The sequence below is a fragment of the Pseudodesulfovibrio sediminis genome (genome assembly GCF_020886695.1).
Classification (GTDB): domain Bacteria; phylum Desulfobacterota; class Desulfovibrionia; order Desulfovibrionales; family Desulfovibrionaceae; genus Pseudodesulfovibrio; species Pseudodesulfovibrio sediminis.
The window spans coordinates 864,411-885,342 of record NZ_AP024485.1 but is presented as its reverse complement, the minus strand read 5'-3'; the positions used below and the strand labels follow the sequence as shown (position 1 = coordinate 885,342).

General features: G+C 54.4%; 22 protein-coding genes and 1 tRNA gene. 11 read left to right on the top strand and 12 right to left on the bottom strand.

Going from position 1 to position 20,932, the window contains the following annotated elements:
* Positions 1-6: 6 nt before the first annotated feature.
* From SRBAKS_RS04465 to SRBAKS_RS04420, 10 genes are all read right to left on the bottom strand, one after another.
* The gene (locus tag SRBAKS_RS04465; RefSeq protein WP_229594076.1) at positions 7-1,299 is read right to left on the bottom strand and encodes an FAD-dependent oxidoreductase; all 1,293 of its coding nucleotides are present in this window, start codon (positions 1,297-1,299) and stop codon (positions 7-9) included.
* Complete coding sequence (locus SRBAKS_RS04460) at positions 1,296-2,333, bottom strand: sulfide/dihydroorotate dehydrogenase-like FAD/NAD-binding protein (RefSeq protein ID WP_229594074.1); 1,038 nt, start codon at positions 2,331-2,333, stop codon at positions 1,296-1,298. Before SRBAKS_RS04460 ends, SRBAKS_RS04465 begins: the two co-directional genes overlap by 4 nt.
* Positions 2,334-2,346: 13 nt before the next feature.
* Positions 2,347-2,988 (bottom strand): DUF6064 family protein, encoded by a 642-nt coding sequence (locus tag SRBAKS_RS04455; RefSeq protein ID WP_229594072.1) that lies wholly within the window; start codon positions 2,986-2,988, stop codon positions 2,347-2,349.
* The gene (locus tag SRBAKS_RS04450; RefSeq protein WP_229594070.1) at positions 2,985-3,665 is read right to left on the bottom strand and encodes an ABC transporter ATP-binding protein; all 681 of its coding nucleotides are present in this window, start codon (positions 3,663-3,665) and stop codon (positions 2,985-2,987) included. Before SRBAKS_RS04450 ends, SRBAKS_RS04455 begins: the two co-directional genes overlap by 4 nt.
* Positions 3,662-4,429 carry an ABC transporter permease gene (locus SRBAKS_RS04445; RefSeq protein WP_229594068.1) on the bottom strand — a complete coding sequence of 256 codons (768 nt, stop codon included), beginning with the start codon at positions 4,427-4,429 and terminating at the stop codon, positions 3,662-3,664. The genes SRBAKS_RS04450 and SRBAKS_RS04445 overlap by 4 nt, the downstream gene beginning before the upstream one ends.
* Positions 4,426-5,388, bottom strand: coding sequence for an ABC transporter substrate-binding protein (locus SRBAKS_RS04440; RefSeq protein ID WP_229594066.1), 963 nt, complete (start codon positions 5,386-5,388; stop codon positions 4,426-4,428). Before SRBAKS_RS04440 ends, SRBAKS_RS04445 begins: the two co-directional genes overlap by 4 nt.
* 3 nt (positions 5,389-5,391) lie before the next feature.
* Positions 5,392-6,432, bottom strand: coding sequence for a methyltransferase (locus SRBAKS_RS04435; RefSeq protein WP_229594064.1), 1,041 nt, complete (start codon positions 6,430-6,432; stop codon positions 5,392-5,394).
* 2 nt (positions 6,433-6,434) lie between these two features.
* The gene (locus tag SRBAKS_RS04430) at positions 6,435-8,516 is read right to left on the bottom strand and encodes a TonB-dependent receptor (RefSeq protein ID WP_229594062.1); all 2,082 of its coding nucleotides are present in this window, start codon (positions 8,514-8,516) and stop codon (positions 6,435-6,437) included.
* A gap of 114 nt (positions 8,517-8,630) precedes the next feature.
* Positions 8,631-9,605 carry a helix-turn-helix transcriptional regulator gene (locus SRBAKS_RS04425; RefSeq protein ID WP_229594060.1) on the bottom strand — a complete coding sequence of 325 codons (975 nt, stop codon included), beginning with the start codon at positions 9,603-9,605 and terminating at the stop codon, positions 8,631-8,633.
* A gap of 384 nt (positions 9,606-9,989) precedes the next feature.
* Positions 9,990-10,066, bottom strand: a tRNA-Met gene (locus SRBAKS_RS04420).
* A 162-nt stretch (positions 10,067-10,228) separates the two neighbouring features.
* Here SRBAKS_RS04420 and SRBAKS_RS04415 point away from each other — a divergent pair.
* The 3 genes from SRBAKS_RS04415 to SRBAKS_RS04405 are packed head-to-tail and all read left to right on the top strand — an operon-like array spanning position 10,229 to position 11,919.
* A complete protein-coding gene (locus SRBAKS_RS04415; RefSeq protein ID WP_229594058.1) occupies positions 10,229-10,951 on the top strand; it encodes a glycosyltransferase family 2 protein in 723 nt (240 codons plus the stop codon).
* A 4-nt stretch (positions 10,952-10,955) separates the two neighbouring features.
* The gene (locus tag SRBAKS_RS04410; RefSeq protein WP_229594056.1) at positions 10,956-11,219 is read left to right on the top strand and encodes a lipid A biosynthesis domain-containing protein; all 264 of its coding nucleotides are present in this window, start codon (positions 10,956-10,958) and stop codon (positions 11,217-11,219) included.
* Positions 11,203-11,919: a TVP38/TMEM64 family protein gene (locus tag SRBAKS_RS04405; RefSeq protein WP_229594054.1), complete on the top strand. Its 717-nt coding sequence runs from the start codon at positions 11,203-11,205 to the stop codon at positions 11,917-11,919. The genes SRBAKS_RS04410 and SRBAKS_RS04405 overlap by 17 nt, the downstream gene beginning before the upstream one ends.
* Here SRBAKS_RS04405 and SRBAKS_RS04400 read toward each other — a convergent pair.
* Positions 11,916-12,512 carry a phosphatase PAP2 family protein gene (locus SRBAKS_RS04400; RefSeq protein WP_229594052.1) on the bottom strand — a complete coding sequence of 199 codons (597 nt, stop codon included), beginning with the start codon at positions 12,510-12,512 and terminating at the stop codon, positions 11,916-11,918. The two genes, SRBAKS_RS04405 and SRBAKS_RS04400, sit on opposite strands and share 4 nt — an antisense overlap.
* Before the next feature lie 100 nt (positions 12,513-12,612).
* Here SRBAKS_RS04400 and SRBAKS_RS04395 point away from each other — a divergent pair, with 100 nt between their 5' ends.
* Complete coding sequence (locus SRBAKS_RS04395; protein ID WP_229594050.1) at positions 12,613-13,743, top strand: glycosyltransferase family 4 protein; 1,131 nt, start codon at positions 12,613-12,615, stop codon at positions 13,741-13,743.
* Between the two features lie 54 nt (positions 13,744-13,797).
* On the opposite strand, the gene SRBAKS_RS04390 is transcribed toward SRBAKS_RS04395, so the two are convergent.
* On the bottom strand, positions 13,798-14,745 hold the full coding sequence (locus SRBAKS_RS04390) for a UDP-glucuronic acid decarboxylase family protein (RefSeq protein ID WP_229594048.1): 948 nt from the start codon (positions 14,743-14,745) through the stop codon (positions 13,798-13,800).
* A 189-nt stretch (positions 14,746-14,934) separates the two neighbouring features.
* Here SRBAKS_RS04390 and SRBAKS_RS04385 point away from each other — a divergent pair, with 189 nt between their 5' ends.
* The 7 genes from SRBAKS_RS04385 (at position 14,935) to nuoH (ending at position 20,929) form a co-directional block, all read left to right on the top strand.
* Positions 14,935-15,639, top strand: a complete 705-nt coding sequence (locus tag SRBAKS_RS04385) for a 2-phosphosulfolactate phosphatase (RefSeq protein ID WP_229594046.1) — start codon at positions 14,935-14,937, stop codon at positions 15,637-15,639.
* An 8-nt stretch (positions 15,640-15,647) separates the two neighbouring features.
* Complete coding sequence (locus tag SRBAKS_RS04380; protein ID WP_229594044.1) at positions 15,648-16,985, top strand: diguanylate cyclase domain-containing protein; 1,338 nt, start codon at positions 15,648-15,650, stop codon at positions 16,983-16,985.
* 310 nt (positions 16,986-17,295) lie between these two features.
* Positions 17,296-17,673: an NADH-quinone oxidoreductase subunit A gene (locus tag SRBAKS_RS04375; protein WP_229594042.1), complete on the top strand. Its 378-nt coding sequence runs from the start codon at positions 17,296-17,298 to the stop codon at positions 17,671-17,673.
* Positions 17,652-18,200 (top strand): NADH-quinone oxidoreductase subunit B, encoded by a 549-nt coding sequence (locus SRBAKS_RS04370; RefSeq protein ID WP_283816525.1) that lies wholly within the window; start codon positions 17,652-17,654, stop codon positions 18,198-18,200. Before SRBAKS_RS04375 ends, SRBAKS_RS04370 begins: the two co-directional genes overlap by 22 nt.
* Positions 18,200-18,727, top strand: a complete 528-nt coding sequence (locus SRBAKS_RS04365; protein ID WP_229594040.1) for an NADH-quinone oxidoreductase subunit C — start codon at positions 18,200-18,202, stop codon at positions 18,725-18,727. The genes SRBAKS_RS04370 and SRBAKS_RS04365 overlap by 1 nt, the downstream gene beginning before the upstream one ends.
* 42 nt (positions 18,728-18,769) lie before the next feature.
* A complete protein-coding gene (locus SRBAKS_RS04360; RefSeq protein WP_229594038.1) occupies positions 18,770-19,942 on the top strand; it encodes an NADH-quinone oxidoreductase subunit D in 1,173 nt (390 codons plus the stop codon).
* 9 nt (positions 19,943-19,951) lie between these two features.
* Positions 19,952-20,929, top strand: a complete 978-nt coding sequence (gene nuoH, locus SRBAKS_RS04355) for an NADH-quinone oxidoreductase subunit NuoH (RefSeq protein WP_229594035.1) — start codon at positions 19,952-19,954, stop codon at positions 20,927-20,929.
* Positions 20,930-20,932: the final 3 nt, after the last annotated feature.

The window sequence follows — 20,932 nt, the reverse complement described above, 5'->3', positions numbered from 1 at the left end:
ATGGTTTTAGGCTGCCGCATTGTTTCGGGTGGCGGCAAAGAAGCCTGTTAGTCCCAGCCGGCGGATCCGGGTACGGAGTTCCGCCGTGTCCATTACATACAGTCCACGTTTTTGCATTCGTTCAAAGTAGATGCCTCCGGAAAAAGTGTAGCGTTGACTCAAGCCGTCTTCCTGTTCAAGGCCTTCAGACTCTGCTGCAATGATATCGCCGCAGGCGAGTTCCTTGGGAAATTGTACCTCTATTCCTCCGTCCGCCATGGCGGCGGCATTGTGACCGGCCAGGGTGCCGGTGGCCATGGCCTCGGTATGTCCAACGAAGAAGCCGGACTTTTCTCCGGCGCAGAACAGATTCTTCGCACCGGTAACCCGCATGGAATCGTTTCTGGGTGCCCGACTCAGGAAACGCACCGAGTTGGCCATGCTGCTCCCGTGACTGTAAAGCGCATTTTCAAAACCCGGCACTTTCCGTAACTGGTCTATGGGGAAATACGGGGTCATCATTTTGGCTTGCCCACCCGTGTCCAACAGCACGATGTTATTCGCAAAGTCGGGCAGCGCGTACTGACGGCAGGACTTTTTTTTCAGCATGCTGCGGTGGACCAGTTGTTCGGGCAAAGGCGTCACGGACACGCCGTCTTTTTTGAGTGCGCGTTGTAGGGGGGTGGCGAGCGAGTCCTTGCGTATTTCGCAGGAACCGCTCAGGGATCCAACCGCTCCGTCCTGGCGCATGCCCATGCAGTCCGTAATGCCCATACGGGCAGTGATACTGACTCGGGGGCCAAAGGACGGGCAGCGCAACATGCACATGGCGCAGCCGTTGCCAAAACGCACGCAGTTGCCCATGGGACCCGCCGAGCCTGTGCATTCAATGAACACGTCGCCTTCCAGCCATGATTTGTCCGTCAATTGGACCGCCTGTATGGCTCCTTCCGAGGATCGGACATCCACAACCCGGGAGAGAGAACGCACATCAATGTTCCGCTTTTCCAGCAACGCCCGTACGGTCGGTTCCATTATTGAGGTCGAGTAGAGGCTGGCATGGCTATGTCCGGGAAAGTTGAACGCAACATGAGTGGCAGCGCGGTCCGCAGCCTCTATGAGGTCTCCGGCACCAAGCAGTCGAAGCTCTTCGGCAGCGGTATACCTACCGTTATTTCGCATTATGCCCCCGGCCAGTCCGCACCCCAGGAGCAGGTCGGTTCGCTCCAGCAGAATGATGTGTTTCGTTTTTCCCTGCTGTGCGGCCAGCGCTGCAGCGCACCCGGCCCATCCGCCGCCTATGATGATTATTGTGCTCATATCCTTGCGTCCTCTTTGCCTTGCCATTCATCGGGGTCGAGTCGAGCCTTGCAGGTGCGGACCTGTATCCCGTTTGCCGTGGTCACGCATGCTCCGCAGACGCCTTCTCCGCAGCACATCGTATGGGTTCTGGAGGTCGCTATGCGTGGTTTCAGGCGCAGGCCGCTCATGGCTTTTTTCAGGAGCGCATGCTGTTCGTCGTTGCCGCCGCTGAACACGCAATAGGGGCGAAGCTGTTTGAGCAGGCTTTGTATTTCCTGCCAGCCGCTGCGTGACGTGAGGTTGATGAAATAGGCCGCAGGCACTTCTTGGAGAAAGGGGAGCACGAAAGGGTATTCCTTGGTGCCGTAGATGACACTGACCCTGTTGCCGTTGCGGATCAGCGTACGTGCTATGTTCGGGCCGCAGACCTGGGCCATTCCCGAAAGGACCAGTATTACACGCTCATTGCGTACGTCTTCAACCAACTGGTGGCCTTGAATCCCATTCCAATAGGGGCCGCGCAACCAAAGTGTGTCTTTGCAGGTGGCCAGTGCCTTGGTTTTCGGCCCGAGTTGGGTGTAGGCCAGAACGATCTCCTGTCGGGCGGGAAAGGATTTGAGCACTGTAAGCGGAATGTCGAAGCACCCTTCGGTTTTGGCGCGGACAAAGACAAAACTCCCAGGCCGGGTGAGCTGGGAGGCCAGCCGTGGTGGAGTCTGAATATGCAGAATCTCAGTCCCCTGGCCCACATCTTTTCTGGACAGGATTGCCGCCTTATGACTTTCGCGACGAAGTCCGTGGCCGAGAAGCCAGCCGTTTTGGGCCAGGATGCAGGTGCCGGTCCAGTCGCAATTGCATTCGGATTCACCTCTGAGCACAGAGCAGACAAGGCATTCGCCAGCTTCTGCAAGATGGCAGGGGCAGAAATCACTGCCCGCGTCGATGCATTTGAGTCTGGGAGCCTTTGCGCGGGCGGTTCGTACGTTTTTTCCGGAGGGCGTCAGCAGTTTGGATTCATTAGACAGCATCCCGTATGTGGACTCTCTGTACATGGCCTCCTCCTGTTTATCGTATCTGTTTTTCCTGTTGTGCGTCGTGGTACTTGAGCATGCCCAGGGCGTAGAATCCGGTGAGGACCAAAGTCGTCTCTTCATAGCAGTCCATGTAGCCGAAACTTTTGGGAATATTCACAAAGGCCCAAATGAGGGTCAGAATATATATCCCCCGATCAACCCGGGGAGCGGACGCAGCCAGCAGAGCCAGGGTGAATCCCGCGAGGGGGCAGGGATATGCGGGGAGGGCGATCATGGGATGTCCTGTGAAGTATCCCAGAAACGGGAAGAGAAAGGCCAACAGGATGAAAAAGCCTGTAGTCAGCTGCATCCCGAGGGTATGCGGCACGGTGAAATGTGTTTTTCGGGTGATGAAGAGATCGACAAGGAAAAGGAAGCCGATGACCGCGTACAGGGGGCCTCCGAGGAATTTGGCTATCGGGCTTTTGCCGCAGACGATCAGGAAGCAGGCGACAGAGTTCCAGAGGAAGGCCGCGGCCAAAAAGAGTTTGGTGAAAGCGTCTGCGACCTTGCCGGGTTTGGTGAAAACGAGCAGGGAGACCACAAGCATGCCTAGGACAAGCAGAATCTGTATGCCCATGGTGGTATCGCGAAATCCTTCGAGAATATGCCAGAAAGATTCGGTTTGTGTCATGAAGGCTGTCCTTGCTGTATGGCCTTGGTAAGGCAGGCCCCGACGCATTGTGCGTTGCTTTGCTGCTCCAGATGAACGATGCGGTTGGTCCGGTCCAGAAGCTCGGAAGGGTCGTGGGTTACGTGAATGACCGCCGTTCCATTGACGTCCGTGTTGGAATCCAGCAGGGCGGATTCCAGCAGTTGTTTCATGGTTTCCTTGAGCCCTCTGTCCAGCCCTGTGAACGGTTCATCCAGCAGCAGAATGTCCGGACTGATGGCAAAGGCTCGGGCAAGTGCAATCCGCTGACGCATGCCCCCGGAGAGTTGATGCGGGTAGACTTTTTCGAATTCGGAAAGTTCCATTTGTTTCAGGAAATGCCGGGCGCGATCCGTGGCCTCCCAGCGTGTTTGTCCGAGTGCGCGGAGCGGAAGGACAACGTTGTTCAAAGCGGTATCCCAAGGCAGAAGTCTCGCTTCTTGAAATACGTAGCCGATGTGTGCGGTGCCGACTCGTATGCTGCCTGAGTCCGGCCTTTCCAATCCGGCGATCATGCGCAGGACCGTGGACTTGCCGATGCCGCTGGGACCGAGCAGCCCCATCACTTCGCCCTGTTTTACGGTCAGGTTGAATCCGGAGATGACCGGACGTTTGCCGAATCGTTTGTGGACCCCTTTCATTTCGATGATGGCACTCATGCCCGCCTCCTTTGCACGGCCTTGCGGGCCGGGCGCAGTAAAAGCACCTCCACGCTGCCGATGACTAACATGGCCAGCAGAGTCAGAGCATAGAGTTCATCGGTCTGCAGGTTGCTTCGCGAGATAGCCAGTGCGTGCCCTATGCCTTCGTTGGCACCGAGCATTTCCGCCAGCACTACCAGGCGGATTCCGTTTCCGGTCGCGAGGACCACCCCGGACAGGAGCGGGCCGGCCAGCGCCATGGCGTATATCCTCATCAGGCGCATACTCAAGGGCAGGCGATACACCTTGGCCATCTCCAGAAGATTGCGGTCCACACTCATCATGCCGTCGGCCGTGTTCACGTAGACGATGGGGGCGATCATGGTGGCGGTGATGCATACCACCATAGTGGTGCCCATGCCGAACCAGAGCATGAAGACCACCACGACGATCACACCGGGAATACTCGTGAGAATCCAGCGTGCAGGGGAGAGCAACAGTCGCACTGGCTCCATGAACCCGGCCAGTATGCCCAGCACGGCTCCGCAGCCTACGCCGAAGAACAACCCCAGGCTGATGCGTACCAGCGTGGGTTCCAAATGCCGGGCCAGAAACGTCGTGTTTGTGGACAACCGGAACAGTGCGGCCAGTGTTTCCTCCGGTGCGGCTATGACCAACCCGGAATAATGTCGGGCCAGCAGTTCCCAGCCCAGGACCAGAAGCGTGAGCCCCAGAATATGGAAGGCAAAGGGTGGCAGTTTGCCGGTGTTCGGACTGATCATTGTTTTGCCTCGAAAATGGCTTCACCCGGCAGTGTGCCGCCAACAGCGGCAGGAGAGATTTCACTGATTTTTTTCAGATAGAATAGCGCATCTTCTTGTGCTTGCTGGCCATTGAGCGTGTGTATTTCAACGGTGTCGTATATGCCCGCTTCCATGTATGCGTCCAGGGCCGGGAGTTTCTTTTGCACCAGATCACGGGCCTTGCCCGGATTGTCCTCTACCCATAGACATGCCTGTTCATGTGCTTTGCGAAAGGCCTGCATCAGCTCGGGATCGTCGGCTTTTGCTCCGAAAAAGCTCATGCAACTCGCGGCCAGATGATGGCCTGGGAAAGTGCGTTCCCAGACCCTGCACATGTTCACGCGCTTTATCAGCAGGGGGGCGCCTTTTGCGTGCATGATCTTTGAGCGTTCCACGGCAATGGAGGCGATTGGTTCATTGAGCATGGCATGGTCGCCCCTGCCCGCCAGCAGGAGGTTGACCGCCTCTATGGCGCCGCCCGTGTAGCGGGTGGTGATGCCGCCGGGGGTGTTCACCATTGCGGCTTTGTAGAAGAGCTCTGGCATTTCCCCTGGGCCAAAGGGAAAGAGCAGGGTCCCTTTCAGCGATTGCAGGGTGTCCGGCCCGGATGTCGTTGATACGATCCAGACCGGAGAGTCATACAGCAGGACCATCCGGCAGTTGACGCCTCTGTTGTGCAGGGTGGATGCCGATGCCGTGGTGATGATGGCAGCGTCTACCTGTTCCCCCGCTACCATGGCCCGGAGCATGTCCGGTGAGTGCCAGGGGATGAACCGTACCTCAAAGTCCTGTTCCCAGGGACGGTTGGGTTGAGCCATGGCAATCAGGGGGATGCTCTCCGCACTGGGTGGCCCTGAAACGGTCAAAGGACCGGCAGCCTTAACGAGGGGTGGGCAGGTGAAGGTCAGGAACAGGGCGGTCAGGAGGAGTGTGCGCATGGGTTATCCTTGTTTGCGGGCAACGATCAGATCCATGGGCCCGAGAGGCAGTGTCAGGATTTCGGTCGTCACGGAGGCGAATCCGGCACCGGATAGGTGGGCGGCTATTTCACCTTGTTCAAAGGATACATCCTGTCCCTCCAGGGCAAGTGAAAGGCGGGAAAGCACCAGATCAGCCGGTTGGGTGCGTTCGCTGGTGAGCCCCTCGTGGAGGGTCATGAAGACGCCGTTCGGAGACAGGGCGTTGTACACGTTGGCGAACATGGCATCGAGATCTTTGGCATAGTACAGGCTGTGACTGGCCCATATCAGGTCATAGTCTTTGCCGAAGTCCACGTTGTTGTAGTCCCCGTCAATGGTGCTGATTCTTTCTTCCAGACCGGCGGACGCGATTTCTTCCCGAGCCACTTCCATAACCGAGGGCAGGTCGCACAGCACACCGCTCATGGACGGATGTTGCGAAACCACGGTCATGCATATGAGGCCCGGCCCGCAGCCTAGATCCAGCATACGCTGCATGGTGGGGAATTCCGGTACTGAAGCGACCAGATCGGCCACCCGTTGGGCCATATCCGCCTTTTGGTAGCTGGCGAGGTGGCGGACCGAGTTCTTCCATTTTTCCTCTCCGTACAGTTTGTCCTGCTGCTCCACCTGCGGAGGTCCCTGACGAATGAGTTCCGGGATGCGGTCCAGGTTGTGGTGCTGCATGTGAGAGAGGTTGCGGACCAGCCCACCGAGGTAGGTGGGGCTGTTCCTGCGCAGATAGGATTCTGCAAAAGCGGTGTTGGCATACTGTGTGTCTTGTTTTTCCGCAAAGCCCAGAGCGGTCATGGCATCCAGAAAGTAGATGAGATTGGTCTCGTCGGTTTCTATGTTCAAGGAGTTGGCGATGGCCTTGGGATCATGTTCCCGGGCCAGAATGTCGGCCACTTCCAGGTCCAGCGCTGTTTTCAGCACTGCCATGCGGATGGGGCCGACCATCAGTTCAAAGACCAGGCCGGGGGTGAGGCCTGCGTGTGCGGTGTGGTGTGGTAATTTTGTCATGGTTAGAACCTCCAATTGATGGTGAATCCAAATGTTCTGGGAGCGCCGTCTTCCTGTAGTGTGTATCCGGCTGCGGTGGAGACCTGTTTGACCGCATAGGCTTCGTCAAAGAGGTTGCTGCACCATACGGAAAGTTCGATATTGTCGGTTTGGTAGCCTGTGCGCAGGTTGATGGTCTGGTATCCGTCTTCTTTCAGTTCGTTGGCTGCGTCAAAATACTGCTCGCCGGTACCCAGAAGGTCGGCATTGGCGAAAAAGCCACTTTTGTGGGTGTATTCAACGCCTAAATTGTAGGTGAACTCCGGCGCCCACGGCACTTTGTTGCCGCTGTAGTCCACTGGCGTTCCGCCCACCTCTGTTTCCCAGTTGTCCACAACTGAATCCGCATAGCCGAAGCCTGCAATGAACTGCAGTTCGGGAATGGGGCGGTATCGTCCATCAAGCTCGATACCTGCGGTGTGGGTCTCAGCGGCGTTGGTGAATTTCCAGACCCCTGTCGCGCCACCTGGAACCTCCTCGCGAACCTGTTTATCTGTGATGTCCATGTAGAAGATCGTTGTGTTGAAGCTCAGTGTGTTGTCCAGCCAGTTGGTCTTGATGCCCATCTCGTAGTTGGTGACATGTTCGGCGTCGTAGGCGAAGCTGTCTTCATCCGTGGCCGAGTAGAAGTTGAATCCGCCCGCCAGAAAACCTTTGGATACAGTTGAATAGGCCGTTATATGGGGGTTGACGTCATAGGCGAGGGAAAGCATGGGCAGCCACTCTGTGGCATCCACATCCTTGGTATAGGAGACCGCACCCGTGTTGGGTGTGTAAGTCTGTTTTCCGTTGTTGTGCGACACGTCCAAACGCAGGCCACCGGTGAGTCGCAGGCCCTGGACAATTTCATATGTCGCCTGTCCGAAGCCCGCGTAACCCACGTCTTCGCTGTCGCCGGAGCGCGTTGAGGTCAGCGCCGGCAAGACGTGTGTCATGTCGATGCCAGCGTCTATGGCTTCGTATCGGCCGTTTAATCCCAGCAGCCAACTCAGGGCGCTTTTGTCCGTGGAAATCAGGCGGAACTCCTGGTTCCAGCTATCCATCTCCGTGTCGAGATCGGAGTATCCCAGGGCTGTCGCGGTCCTGTCCGAGTCAAGGTGATGTTCGCGGTCAAAGGTGCGATGACTGGTGATTGAGAGCAGCTCGACGTTCGACCAGCTATGCTTGATCTTTGCGGACTGGCCGAGTTCATGTTCATAGGCCTTGTCGTTTTCGTTGCTGGTCACCTTGTATCGATCAGTGGCGTTTGGGCCATCCGTGTACCGCAGCGCGCTTATGCCCTTGTCGCGGTTTGCACCGTCTATATTCAGAAAAATGTCCCAGTCCCTTGTGGGTGTCCAACGCAGTGTGCCGCGCCCGTCAAACGTCTTTTCTCCCGTTACATCCTCGTCACCATCAAGGATGTTTTCGTTGTATCCATTGGTGGTGTATCCCTGCAGGGCGATTCTGTAGAAAAGAAGGTCCTCTGTGATGGGGCCGCTGCTGGCGAAGCCCAGTCGGGCTGTGCGATAGGTGCCCGTCTCCAGCAACACCTTGTTGTGTTGTTCGTTGTCCGGCTCCTTGAGTACGATATTGGTGACGCCTGATTCGCTGTTGCGGCCATAGAGGGTGGCCTGGGGACCGCGTAAAACCTCGACCCTCTCCACATCGAACAGGTTTTGGTTGGTCATGTATCCCATGGGGTAGGGCACGTCGTCGACATACAGGCCCATGGGGCTGAACAGGGAGGTGTCGATTGTCGAGATTCCACGGCAGACAATGGAGCTGCCCGAGCTGGTGTTTTTTATATAGATGTTGGGCGTATACCGCATCAGGTTGCCGAGATCATTCACCCCGCGTGTTTCCATGAAGATATTGTCCATGACGGAGATGTTGCCGGGGAAGTCCTTGAGTGTTCCCTCACGCTTGGAGGCGGTGACCGTGACCTCCTCCATGATCAGGTCCTTGTTGGTGTCCTGTTCCGGTTCGCTGTCGGCGGCTTGGATCGGTAATGCGATAAGCATGGTATACGTGAAGACGAGAAGGCCGAGTTTGAAAAGCTTCATGTTGCTCCCACTTGAAAAGGCTGTGCATTGAAATTGATAATTAAGATCAATACACAGCCGTAAGCGGAACGACTACTCCGGGCAGGGCGAAAGTTGCCGCCAAACGGACTCTTTTCAGGGGGTGATCAGAATGCGCTGGCTGGTGAGGAACTCTTTGGGCAGGATGCCGAACCGTTCTTTGAAGGCCTGGCTGAAATGACTCAGGCTCTGGTAGCCAACGGAAAAAGCTGCTTCCGTCACATTGAGGTTGCCCTGTCGCAGAAGTTCGTGCGCCTTCTGCATCCGATGTTCGCGGAAGTACCCAAAAACCGACGTGTTGTAGACTTGGCGAAATCCAGTCTTGAGTTTCTTTTCATTTATCCCCACCTGCACTGCCAGCGCCTGTATACTCGGCGGGTTTTCCAGGTCCGAGACCAGAATGTCTCGGGCGCAGTGGATGCGTTCCACGTCCGCAGGGCTCAAAACTGGGAGTCGGGGATTCTTGCGGGTGTCAAATTCCATGTAGTCGTGGAGCTGGAGGGCCAGCAGCTCCAGTGCACGGCCTTCCAGAAAGAGCCTGCGAATGCCTCCGGTATATGGGCAGTTAATGATCTGGGCCAGCAAGCTGTGCTTGACCGGCGTGCAGGCGCCGAACCAGGTCAGAGGATTTTTGCTGCTGCCTTCCAGGGTTTTCTGAAAATCCTTGGGAAACTGGTCCATGCTTTCCGTAAAGTGATTGCGCAGAAATTCAGGTGAAACAAGGATGCCAATGGCGCAGGGCTTATTGTCGCACGCACGTTCCAGAGTACCGCATGTCTTGGGCAGATAGAAGATGCCGTTGGATCCGGCTTGCATTTCATGGGTCTGGTTACGCAATCTTCCGTTGGAGTATGTGCATCTGTTTTTCCCGGAATAGGTGAACCCGAATTGAATGGGCGCTTCGTCAATGTCAAAGTTCGCCTTGAGCGGGGTGTGCACCGTGGGTTTGGCGAGAGTCAGCGCCAACCCCTCGCGGAGCGTGTATGTTTGGAAGGCCTTTGACCCTGAGGCGCCACTCTCCGATGAAAATTCAAGATACTCGTGATTTTGGGATGGGGTGTTGGTGTCCATGCTTTTTCTCCGAAGGTAGGAGTCATTTCTTCGTGTGTCTAGTTCAATGGATAATGAAAGTCAATTTCAATCACAATGTAAACTGCGCCCTGTGAAAAGGAGGCAATCGGATTGTCTTTTGTCCCACTATCTTTTGGAAGAGATACTGTTGGGGTAAAAAAAACTGATTATCGAAATGACGGAATATCTCGGGGCGGGGTATTCTGGTGCTTTTCAGCACCAAGGAATAAACAGGCTCCCCAATACTTCATTGAGAGTGTCCCGTTTTCTCAACTTACGTGTCAGCTTACACAGCTCGCAGGGGCGGGCGGATGTTGTGGTGAAGGGACTGGCACAAATGAAAAAACCGGTTACATCATGTTGATGTAACCGGTTGATTTTCTTTGGTAGCGGGGACAGGATTTGAACCTGCGACCTTCGGGTTATGAGCCCGACGAGCTACCGTACTGCTCCACCCCGCGACACGTGAGAGCTGTTTCTATGTGGGGGTGGTGTTTTTGTCAACATCTATTTTCCTAAAAGATGAAAAAGTTTTCAATTGGAGGAGTCGGGAGTCTGGATTGTGGTGAAATACGCACCTATACATTTACAATCTCCGCCGAATTCCGTAAATCATCATCCATATGAGCAATACAGATAAATTCACAGTGGTGCTGCCGGTTTTTAATGAGCAGGACAACCTCGAAGCCCTCTTCAATGAGATCAGGGCCGCAGCGGATTCCACGGGCCGACCGTGGGAAGCCGTGTTCGTGGATGATTGCAGTACCGATAAGAGTCTTGATATTATACGCGCACTGGCCGGGGAATATGACGAAGTCCGTTATGTGGCCTTTGCAGAGAACCGTGGACAGTCCGCAGCCTTTTGCGCCGGGTTCGACGCGGCTCAGTCCGACATCGTGGTGACCATGGATGCGGACCTGCAGAACGACCCTGCCGACATTCCTGATATGCTGGCCGTCTTCGGCGATGAGTGCGAGATGGTGATAGGGTGGCGTTCAAAGCGCAAGGACACTTTCATAAAGCGTATTTCCTCCAGGATCGCCAACAAAATTCGCGACAGCCTCATGGACGACGGCGTCCACGATACCGGGTGCTCTCTGAAGGTGATGCGTACGGATCTGCTGCTCAAGCTGCCACGGTTCAAAAACATGCATCGCTACTTCCCCATTCTCATGAAAACCCATGGGGCGCGGATCAAGGAAGTGAAGGTCAATCACCGTGAGCGCGGAGCTGGTGTGTCCAAGTACGGTACTTTGGACAGGGCCATGGCAGGCATTTATGATCTTATCGGGGTAGGGTGGCTCATAAAGCGGCACATCGGTTACTCCGTCAAGGAACAGAAGTAGGTTTATGACACTGCCTGCCTATTGGTGGCTTCTGGCCCTCGTGATTGTTGTTCAGGGGGCTTTTTTCGTTCAATTCTTCATTTTACGAATGAGACGGAAAGGAGTACAACCCGTTGCGCGCCCGGCACAGGTCGTGTTGGCGGTGTCTTGTCTGGCCGGTCTGGCGTATGCCGTGGTGCAACGTGATCCGGTGTTGTTTGTCGGGCAGGTATGCTTGATGATTCTCTACTTCCTCTTACAACGAAAAAGCAATGACCAAAGAACGTAACGAGACCAACATAAAGTCCTTGAAGTCCCTGGCAAAGGGGTTGGTCATGCTGATCGGGTTGGGCGCGATCGTCTATCTGACCCGGGCCGTTGGCCTGGGGTCCATGCTGGCCGATACCAAGTGGTTTAATGATCAAGTGCTTGGAACCGGTCCGTTGTCGGTGGTCATTTTTCTGGCTGTCAGTGCTGTTTTCACCGCCATAGGGCTGCCGCGTCAGCTCGTGGGCTTTCTCGGAGGGTTCGCCTTCGGAGTCGTCAGCGGAACAGTGCTGTCCACGGTCGGTTCCGGCTTGGGATGTGCTCTGGCAGCCCTGTATGCCCGTATGGGTGGACGTGAGCTGGTGCAGCGCAAGCTTGGTAGCAAGGTGGAGAAGGTCAATCGCTTTCTGCAGCATGAGCCGTTCAATACGTCTCTCGCCATCCGGCTTTTTCCCCTTGGCAGCAATTTGATCACCAACCTTGCAGCCGGGGTTAGTTCCATTCCGCTGAGTTCGTTTATTCTCGGTTCCACCTTGGGCTATGTTCCGCAGAACTTCATCTTCGCCCTTTTTGGTGCGGGCATGAATAGAGAGTCCACCATGGGCGTTGCCCTGTCTGTGGGCATGTCCATTATGCTCTTTGTCCTTTCGGGGTGGATGGGGCTGCGAATTTATGGCCGATACAAGAAGGAACTCAAGGCCGCAGAGAATCCGGTCGATTAAGTTCGTTTCGGCGGCAGGTACCGTCGTTCAATTTCTTTCCATACAAGCCAGACAACACCGGCGACCACAAGGCCGCAGAGCCAACCGGCAAGTACGTCGGTCGGATAATGTTTGCCGAGGTAGACCCGCGAATATCCCACCAGCATCGGCAGGATCAGCGGCCAGAGTTTCAGCATGGGCCAGAGCAGTATGGCCAGTACGGCGAGGCACATGGTTGTGGAAGCGTGAGCCGAAGGATATGATGTGCCGCGTTCCTTGGTCCTGACAAAGGTGGTCGGCCTGGTCTGCCATGCACCGTTTTCAACGTAGTGGGTGCCCGCCAGAGTATTGAGGGGCCTGACCCGATAGACCTGGGCCTTCATTGTTTTGGTGGTGAAGTCGGAGAGAGCCATGCCTGTCAGAAGAATCAGGAAGAAGATGATCTGGCGCTTGCCGCCTTTCCAGATGGCAAGACAAAAGAGCGCTCCCATACAGAGAGCCAGCACGCCCATGGATGACAGGATAGGCATGATGGTGTCGAAGATGCCCAGCCTCCACTGCTGATTGATGAGCAGGAAAAGTTGGAGATCAAGGGCCGGAGTTGCGAAAAACATGGTATTCTCCCTGAATTTCTCGTAGTTATAGTCTGCTTTGGCAGGCAGGGCAACACTGCCGCTTGTCAAAGCAATAAAAATCATACAAGACGGTATCCCTATGGCAAAAAGTATAAAAAAAGCACGTTTGGCAGTGACCATGCCGAGGCTGAGCCGCTACGGCGGGGCCGAGTCGTTTGCCTGGCGTCTCTGCGAAGTATTGGCGGCACGCGGTCATGAAGTGGATTTCATCTGCGCCCGTTGCGAAACCGAACCGCCCGAAGGGGTGCGTCCGGTTGTCCTTGGACGTTTCGGCGCCTTTCGCTGGGTCAAGATTCTCTGGTTTGCCTATGCTGCCGATCAGGCCTGCAAGAAGGGGAACTATGATCTGGTTTTCGGTATGGGCAAGACCGTCAACCAGGATGTCCTGCGTATCGGCGGTGGGCCAATCACCAAGTTCTGGGAATTGTCCAAGCGCGCCTGGCCTGCGGGGTTTGCCCGTTCCTTCAAGATGTTTCGCCGTCGCTGTTCACCGGGCAACTGGGTTATCCATATCCTTGACCGAATGCGCCTGAAGCGGACGCCGCGTATCGTGGCAGTGTCCCATCTTGTCAGAGAGTGGCTGGTGGAGGCGCACCCGCATCTGAACAAGGACGATATTGATGTTGTATATAATCGTCCTGATCTGACACGTTTTTCGCCCATTGGCGAACAGGAGCGTATTCGGTTGCGGGCAACTGCCAAAGTGGATGAGCATGAAATCGTCATTGGTACGGCGGCCACCAATTTCGCCTTGAAGGGCATACGTCATCTCGTGGATATGCTGGCTCTCTTGCCGGACAACTACGTGTTGGGCGTTGCCGGGGGGCGGAACCCGGACAAGTATCTGCGTCAGGCACGCGAGTTGGGTGTGGAGAAGCGGGTGCGCTTTCTTGGCAGGGTGGATGACATGGCTGATTTCTACCGTGCCGTGGACATCTTCGTGCTCGCGACATTCTATGATGCTTGCTCCAACGCTGCTCTTGAAGCCTTGGCCTGCGGGTGCAAGGTGCTTTCCAGTTCATTGAACGGGAGTGCCTATTTCCTGCCGTCCAAATGGGTGTTTCCTGATCCTGCCGATGTCCCGGCCATGGCAGCCTTGGTGCAGCGTGTGGCCGAGGAAGACAAGCCGGAACCGTTCGAGTGGCCTGCCGATATTGTGGCCGGTCTTGAGCCGTATATCGCGATGATCGAGGAAGCCGTCTCCAAGTAGCCGTAATGACTATGAAAAAATGAAAGAGCCGGAGCAAAAGCTCCGGCTCTTTTTTTATGCTTTGAGGTACCCCTTGAAAAAATCAATGGTGGAGGCAAGCCCGGTCACGATGTCGATTTGTGGTTCCCAGCCGATGGTGCGTTTGGCGAGGGTGATATCCGGTTTGCGTTGCAGTGGGTCATCGGAGGGCAGTGGCTTGTAGGCTATTTTCGATGTTGAGCCCACCTGCTCGATGACGGTCTCGGCCAGTTCCCGAATGGTGAATTCGCCGGGGTTGCCCAGGTTCATCGGCCCGATAAAATCGTCGGGAGTGTCTTCCATGAAGCGGACGATGCCGTCAACCAGATCGTCCACATAGCAGAAACTGCGCGTTTGCTCTCCCGTGCCGTAGATGGTGATGTCTTCACCCTTCAATGCCTGAACAACAAAATTCGAGACCACACGTCCATCGTCCATGGCCATGCGTGGCCCATAGGTATTGAAGATGCGTCCGACCTTGATATTCAGGCCGTGCTGACGATTGTAATCAAAGAAAAGGGTTTCGGCACATCGCTTGCCTTCATCATAACAGGCTCTGAGGCCGTTGGGGTTGACGTTGCCCCAGTAGCTTTCCGGTTGCGGATGGACCTCTGGGTCTCCGTACACCTCGGATGTGGAGGCCTGGAAAATCTTGGCTTTCACGCGCTTGGCCAGACCGAGCATGTTGATGGCGCCGTGTACGCTGGTTTTGGTGGTCTGTACCGGGTCGTGCTGGTAATGAATGGGGGATGCGGGACAGGCGAGGTTGTAGATTTCGTCTACTTCTATATATAAAGGGAACGTGACATCGTGGCGGATGACTTCAAAGTAGGGGTCATCCAACAGGTGCAGGATATTCCTTTTGCTGCCTGTGAAAAAGTTGTCCACGCAGATGACCTCCCGCCCCATGGAGAGGAGCCGTTCGCACAGGTGCGAACCCAGGAAGCCGGAACCGCCGGTGATGAGTACACGTTTTTTCTTCATGAGGCGTTTAATTGCAATAATAATTCCAGATCGTCAATGGGGACGTAAAACGCTTGCCATGATTCGGTTTTCTGGGAATGGTGTCTCTGATGCATGTGGGTGTTTTTGTGCATGCGTGGAAAAAACATTCAAATGGTTGACGCTGTATCTGGCCATATGTAAGAGCCATATACAACGAAGGATATGTATATGATTGTCAACGTAGTGGAGTGCCTGGCACAGGCCGAACGAGCCAAGGGATTGGCTGTTATTATCGATGTATTTCGTTCCAGCACTGTGGCGTGTTACGCTTTCGACAAAGGTGTGGGAGCTTACTATGCCGTGGACTCCCTCGACCGTGCCAAGGAATTGGCGTCGGACAAGAGTGGGCTGGTCATCGGTGAAAAGAGAGGGGTGCCGGTTGAAGCGTTTGACCTCAAGAATTCACCGACGTTGTTGAAGGACGTTGATTTGACGGGCGAAACCTTGATTCACTCCACCAATGCGGGGACCAAGGGGATGGCACTGTGCAATGCGGATCAGGTCTTGACCGGCTCTTTTGTCAACGCTCAGGCCACTGTGGAATATATTCGGCAGCAGGATCCGGAGCTGGTGACGCTGGTGGCCATGGGGGCTGGCGGAACCATGCGGGCACAGGAAGATATGATGTGTGCCATGTACATCAAGAATGCCCTGGAAGAGTATCCCAACAGCTTTGACACGTTAAAGAGCTTTTTGGCCGGGGTGGATAGTGCCGAGATGTTTTTTGACGATGCACGGACAGACGCTCCCGAGAACGATTTTGAAATGTGCATGGATTTGGATTTGTTTGATTTCGTGATCAAAGCAGAGTCCGTCTCAGAGGGCGTGGTACAACTGAACATGATTTCAGTTGCGATCGGGGAAACTGCATAGGCGGATGTATGGACAAGACAGTGCAAAAAGTACTCATAGTTGATGATTCCAAGACGAATCTGGCGTTGCTCGAGCACATGCTCAGGGACATCGAGTGCCAGGTGGTTCGGGCTGAAGGAGGACTGGAGGCACTGAATCTGGTCCGGTCTCATGAGTTTGCTTTGATTTTGTTGGATATTCAGATGCCCGGCATGAATGGATACGAGACCGCGACCAAGATCAAGGAATCCGAGTCCAGTCGACATATTCCTATTATATTTATCACCGCCATTTATCAGGATGACGACAATGTCAGGCAGGGATATGAAACCGGGGCTGTGGATTATCTGTTCAGGCCGGTTGAGGTGAACATACTGACCAGTAAGGTTAGAGCCTTTCTTGAAATGAATGAGCGCAGAGTTCTACTGCAACAGGAAATTCAGGAGCACGAGAGGACAGAGAAAGCCCTACGGTGTGCAGAAGAAAAGTACAGATCCATTTTCGAGAGAACGGTGGAAGGGTTGTTTCAGTGCACACTGGATGGCGAGTTCATTGAAGCCAATCCGGCCATGGTCCATATTCTCGGTTTTCAATCGGCCGATCAGGTGGTGGGTAAACCCGGCCTTCGGCTGTCGATAATGACGGATGACAGCCAGTGGCAGAGTTATCAGGACGCCCTTGTTAAAGATGGGGCTGTTTCCTGTTTTGAATTTCGTATTGAACGGCAGGATGGTGAGATTGTCTGGTGCTCAGAGAGTTCTCATGTGATCACTCCGGATGATGGCGCGCCCTTTATAGAAGGCGTTGTCGAAGATATTACAGAGCGCAAGACCGGAGAACTGGAGTTGCAACGTCTTGCCACAATCGACAGTCTGACCGGTGTGTTCAATCGGCATAAGTTTTTTGACCGACTGGAGCATGACCTGGCTGTTGCCAAACGGTACGACAGCCTTGTGGCAGTGCTGTTTGTTGATCTCAATGAATTCAAGCATATCAATGATACATTTGGTCACCAGGTAGGTGATGAATTGTTGCGGATGGTCGCTCAGCGATTAAAACAGCGCACCCGGGAATCCGACACCCTCGCTCGGATCGGGGGGGATGAGTTTGGCATTATCCTGTGCGGCCTTGAAGACAAGGAAGGCGCGATCGCTGTGACCAAGGGGCTGCTTGATGTCGTTTCAGAGCCGTTTATGCTCCATGGGCGGGAAGTCATCGTCGGCGCAACCATCGGCATCAGTTTTTTTCCAGATGACGGCAAGGATCCGGTCACCCTTATCAGCAGGGCAGATGCGGCCATGTACGGTGCGAAGAAAAAGTGCAAGATGGATTTTGGCACATATATGGAGTGTGGCATTCCTCGATAAGTTGAACCATTTTACACGATGATTTTAGGCTTTTTTAGGCGTTTCACCTATGTGAAACGTCTTTTTTTAGGAGAAATGCCTATTCCATACTTCTAAGCTCTATTTTTTTGAGAGGCTATTCCGAACCATATCCGTCTAGAATTGAGGGCTTGCAGAGTTAAATATATTACATACTTATGTGGTGGGTACTTTGATAAAAAAATCACGATAGGCTTGACTTAGCCGTTTTTTCCGGGCATGGAACTCGATAACCTTCGGAGAAGCTCTTTTTTCGGGGTTTTCAAGCAAATTTTAGCCAAAAGGATGGGGTATGGTTTTCAACTGGCTGCATTTTGCAATCATCTTGTTTTTGCTCGCCGGCTTACTGTTTGCCGTCGGGCCTTTGGTCCTAGCAGTGCTGTTTGCTCCCAGAGCGCGGGGCGGGGATGTTGGAATGCCGTATGAGTGCGGCATGGTTCCCTATGGCAGCTCCTGGGCGAGGTTGGGCGTATCTTATTATGTATACGCTCTGATCTTCCTCGCCTTCGATGTAGATGTCCTTTACTTGTTTCCGGTTTCAACAGCCTATGCTGATGCAGAGGGTGTTGTTCCGTTCGTGAAGGTCTTTATCTTCCTGCTCTTTCTTATTCTTTCCGTCATCTATTTTTGGGCGAAAGGGGTGTTTACATGGCCGCGCAGGATTCAGTAGTGCAACAGGAAATTTTGACGGCTGGAGGGCACCACATGGACCCGCCCATCGTCAATCTTCAACTGGCACAGGACATTTTCGACGTCTGTCGGTCCATGTCCTTGTGGCCCATGACATTCGGCCTCGCATGCTGTGCCATCGAAATGATGGCGACCGGTATGGCAAGGTTCGACATGGCTCGCTTCGGCGCGGAAGTATTCCGGCCGTCACCGCGTCAGTCTGATGTCATGATCGTCGCAGGCACCGTGACCAAAAAGATGGCACCGGCCGTTGTCAGGCTGTATGAACAGATGCCCGGACCCAAGTGGGTCATTGCAATGGGCAACTGTGCCATCTCCGGCGGGCCTTTCAAGATCAAGGACAACTACAACGTTATCGAAGGCGTGGATACATTGATCCCCGTTGACGTGTACGTGCCTGGCTGTCCGCCCAGACCTGAAGGTCTGCTTGAAGGCTTCTTCGAGTTGCAGCGTCTCATCACCGGCAAACGTTGGTGGCCTGTTGCTGCCGAGGTGGAGGGTAAGTAATGTTGCAGGTACTTGAAGGTGTTGCGACGCAATGTGTCGCAAAACAGGATAAAGCCAAAACAGGACACGTATGGTCTGTTTTTCTGGCTCCGAATCAGGTCTACAAAGCTGCCGAGCAGCTTTACAAAGCTGAATATTCCCTCGAAGACGTCCTCGCATTGGATGTCGAAGAGGGTTTTTTGGTGATCTATCATTTTAATAGATGGACTATCGAAGAGCGTGTCACGCTCCGGGTGCTTGTCAGCAAAGACAACCCTGTCGTTCCATCCATAGCTCCTATTTTCGATGGAGCCGAGTGGCATGAGCGGGAAACCCGCGATTTCCACGGCGTTTCCTTTGAGGGCAACCCCAACCTCGTGCCGCTTCTGATGGCTGCCGAGGATGTGGATGTGCATCCATTGATCAAAACCGCCAAAGTCCGCAAGTCCATCAAGGATATTCTGGATCTTGGCGAAGTGATCACATGTAATAAGGAAATAGAAGCATTGTTTGCGGAAGCGGAGGCCCCGGAGGCCTCCGATGCGTAGGCCGGGGCAACCGGTCGGTCTATAAAACCGGACTGAGAGTGTATGTCGGCTTACCAAAATTTAGAACAAATGAAGGGTGATTTTTACACCCAGAAGTTCGAGGCCGGGAAGCAGGACGGAACCTTGATCATCAACATGGGTCCGCAGCACCCGTCGACACACGGCGTACTGCGAATCGTGATCGAGGTGGATGGTGAATACATCGTCCGTGCCGAACCCGTATTGGGTTACCTGCACCGCATGCATGAGAAAATGGGCGAGTCCCAAACTTGGGGTGGCTTCATCCCGAACATGGGACGCGTAGACTACGGACACGCCATGGCCTGGAACTGGGCCTACGTGGGCGCAGTCGAAAAACTTATGGGCATTGAGGTACCTGAACGCGCAGAATACCTGCGGGTCATCATGACCGAGTTCAACCGCCTGACCTCCCACCTCCTGTGGTGGGGTGCCTATATCCTTGATCTCGGCGCGTTTACTCCCATTATGTACGCATTTGACGATCGTGAAATGATACTGGACATCCTGCAGAGGCCGTCGGCTTCCAGGTTGACCTATTCCAATTTCCGCGTCGGTGGTGTGCAGCAGGACTTTGACGACAAGTGTATCGAGTTGATGAAAGCATTCATCCCGCACTTCCGTGAAAGACTGCCCATGTATCATGACTTAGTAACTGAAAACCTGATTCTGCGTCGACGCATCGAAGGCATCGGCATCATTGATCAGGACATGTGTCGCCGCTACGGTTGCACCGGTCCTGTCGTTCGTGGTGCCGGCGTTCCGTATGATGTGCGGAAAGACGAGCCGTATTCGGTCTACGATCGTTTCGACTTTGATATTCCGACGCAGACTTCTGCCTGTTCGGCCGGACGCTATCATGTCCGCGTAGCCGAAATGGAACAATCCCTGCGGATCATCGAGCAGGCTCTTGAGCAGCTTGATAGCGCAGAAGGTGGCCACATCGTCGACAAGGCCCCCAAGCCGTCCATGAAACCGCCGGCAGGGGAAGCATACTTCAATGTCGAGGGCGGCCGTGGCAAGATCGGCGTGTACGCCGTTTCGGACGGAACCAAGGTTCCGTATCGTGTCAAGCTGCGTGCACCCGGCTTCTCCAACATGAACGCGTTTGCCGAATCCGCCAATGGCGTCATTCTGGCCGATGCCGTTGCTATCTTGGGTAGCCTGGACCTGATTATTCCGGAACTCGACAGGTAGGGTGAACCAATGAGCATATTCTTACAAACACTGATATACTTGGTTATCGCCGTCATCGGGTCCATGGTCTGGCTCGGGTTGAACGCCTTGGTGTTGGTCTATTGTGAACGTAAGTTCGCCGGCCACATCCAGCGCAGGCCCGGTCCTTTCGAGGTCGGCCCTCACGGCGCACTTCAGCCGCTTATCGACGGCTTGAAACTCATGAGTAAACAGCTCCTGACTCCGGACAACTCGGATGCAATCCTGTATTGGCTTGCCCCTATCCTGTCCATGATTCCGGTGCTCGCACTCTTCATGCCCATTCCGTACGGTCCGTCCGTCATCGGTATGGACGTAAACCTCGGTCTGCTGCTTATCCTGGCGTTTTCCAGCTTCAACGGGCTGGCCGTCATCCTGGCAGGTTGGGCCTCCAACAACAAATGGGGCGTTCTCGGCGCGGCTCGTGCTGTTGCACAGACCGTTGCTTACGAGATTCCGCTGTTGCTGACCGTACTGGCCATTACCTTTATGACCGGCACTCTTAGCTTGACCGAAATTACAGCCATGCAAGCCGGCTCAATCCTTAACTGGAATATTTGGCCGCAATGGCTGGGCTTCATCATCTTCATTATAGCCATGTTTGGTGAAACAAACCGTGCTCCCTTTGACCTGGCTGAGGCCGAGTCCGAGCTTACTGCCGGTTTCCACACTGAGTATTCTTCCATGGGCTTCGGTCTCTTCTTTATGGCTGAATACGGATACATGGTTGTAATGTGCTCCGTCTGTTCCGTCTTGTATCTGGGTGGTTACCATGATCCCTTCGGTGGTTATACCGACGGTTGGTGGTGGATGCTTCTCAAGACCTACGCACTGCTGTTCTTCATGATCTGGGCTCGTTGGACCTTTCCCAGGGTTCGTTTTGACCAGTTGTTGAACATCAACTGGAAATGGTTGCTGCCGTTGGCCACATTCAACCTGTTGGCCACTGCGCTGATCATGAAGTTGTAGAGG

Bases quoted from the DNA above. Each gene is read 5' to 3' on its own strand.
- SRBAKS_RS04465 (WP_229594076.1), bottom strand. From the start codon at position 1,299: ATGAGCACAATAATCATCATAGGCGGCGGATGGGCCGGGTGCGCTGCA.
- SRBAKS_RS04460 (WP_229594074.1), bottom strand. From the start codon at position 2,333: ATGTACAGAGAGTCCACATACGGGATGCTGTCTAATGAATCCAAACTG.
- SRBAKS_RS04455 (WP_229594072.1), bottom strand. From the start codon at position 2,988: ATGACACAAACCGAATCTTTCTGGCATATTCTCGAAGGATTTCGCGAT.
- SRBAKS_RS04450 (WP_229594070.1), bottom strand. From the start codon at position 3,665: ATGAGTGCCATCATCGAAATGAAAGGGGTCCACAAACGATTCGGCAAA.
- SRBAKS_RS04445 (WP_229594068.1), bottom strand. From the start codon at position 4,429: ATGATCAGTCCGAACACCGGCAAACTGCCACCCTTTGCCTTCCATATT.
- SRBAKS_RS04440 (WP_229594066.1), bottom strand. From the start codon at position 5,388: ATGCGCACACTCCTCCTGACCGCCCTGTTCCTGACCTTCACCTGCCCA.
- SRBAKS_RS04435 (WP_229594064.1), bottom strand. From the start codon at position 6,432: ATGACAAAATTACCACACCACACCGCACACGCAGGCCTCACCCCCGGC.
- SRBAKS_RS04430 (WP_229594062.1), bottom strand. From the start codon at position 8,516: ATGAAGCTTTTCAAACTCGGCCTTCTCGTCTTCACGTATACCATGCTT.
- SRBAKS_RS04425 (WP_229594060.1), bottom strand. From the start codon at position 9,605: ATGGACACCAACACCCCATCCCAAAATCACGAGTATCTTGAATTTTCA.
- SRBAKS_RS04415 (WP_229594058.1), top strand. From the start codon at position 10,229: ATGAGCAATACAGATAAATTCACAGTGGTGCTGCCGGTTTTTAATGAG.
- SRBAKS_RS04410 (WP_229594056.1), top strand. From the start codon at position 10,956: ATGACACTGCCTGCCTATTGGTGGCTTCTGGCCCTCGTGATTGTTGTT.
- SRBAKS_RS04405 (WP_229594054.1), top strand. From the start codon at position 11,203: ATGACCAAAGAACGTAACGAGACCAACATAAAGTCCTTGAAGTCCCTG.
- SRBAKS_RS04400 (WP_229594052.1), bottom strand. From the start codon at position 12,512: ATGTTTTTCGCAACTCCGGCCCTTGATCTCCAACTTTTCCTGCTCATC.
- SRBAKS_RS04395 (WP_229594050.1), top strand. From the start codon at position 12,613: ATGGCAAAAAGTATAAAAAAAGCACGTTTGGCAGTGACCATGCCGAGG.
- SRBAKS_RS04390 (WP_229594048.1), bottom strand. From the start codon at position 14,745: ATGAAGAAAAAACGTGTACTCATCACCGGCGGTTCCGGCTTCCTGGGT.
- SRBAKS_RS04385 (WP_229594046.1), top strand. From the start codon at position 14,935: ATGATTGTCAACGTAGTGGAGTGCCTGGCACAGGCCGAACGAGCCAAG.
- SRBAKS_RS04380 (WP_229594044.1), top strand. From the start codon at position 15,648: ATGGACAAGACAGTGCAAAAAGTACTCATAGTTGATGATTCCAAGACG.
- SRBAKS_RS04375 (WP_229594042.1), top strand. From the start codon at position 17,296: ATGGTTTTCAACTGGCTGCATTTTGCAATCATCTTGTTTTTGCTCGCC.
- SRBAKS_RS04370 (WP_283816525.1), top strand. From the start codon at position 17,652: ATGGCCGCGCAGGATTCAGTAGTGCAACAGGAAATTTTGACGGCTGGA.
- SRBAKS_RS04365 (WP_229594040.1), top strand. From the start codon at position 18,200: ATGTTGCAGGTACTTGAAGGTGTTGCGACGCAATGTGTCGCAAAACAG.
- SRBAKS_RS04360 (WP_229594038.1), top strand. From the start codon at position 18,770: ATGTCGGCTTACCAAAATTTAGAACAAATGAAGGGTGATTTTTACACC.
- nuoH (WP_229594035.1), top strand. From the start codon at position 19,952: ATGAGCATATTCTTACAAACACTGATATACTTGGTTATCGCCGTCATC.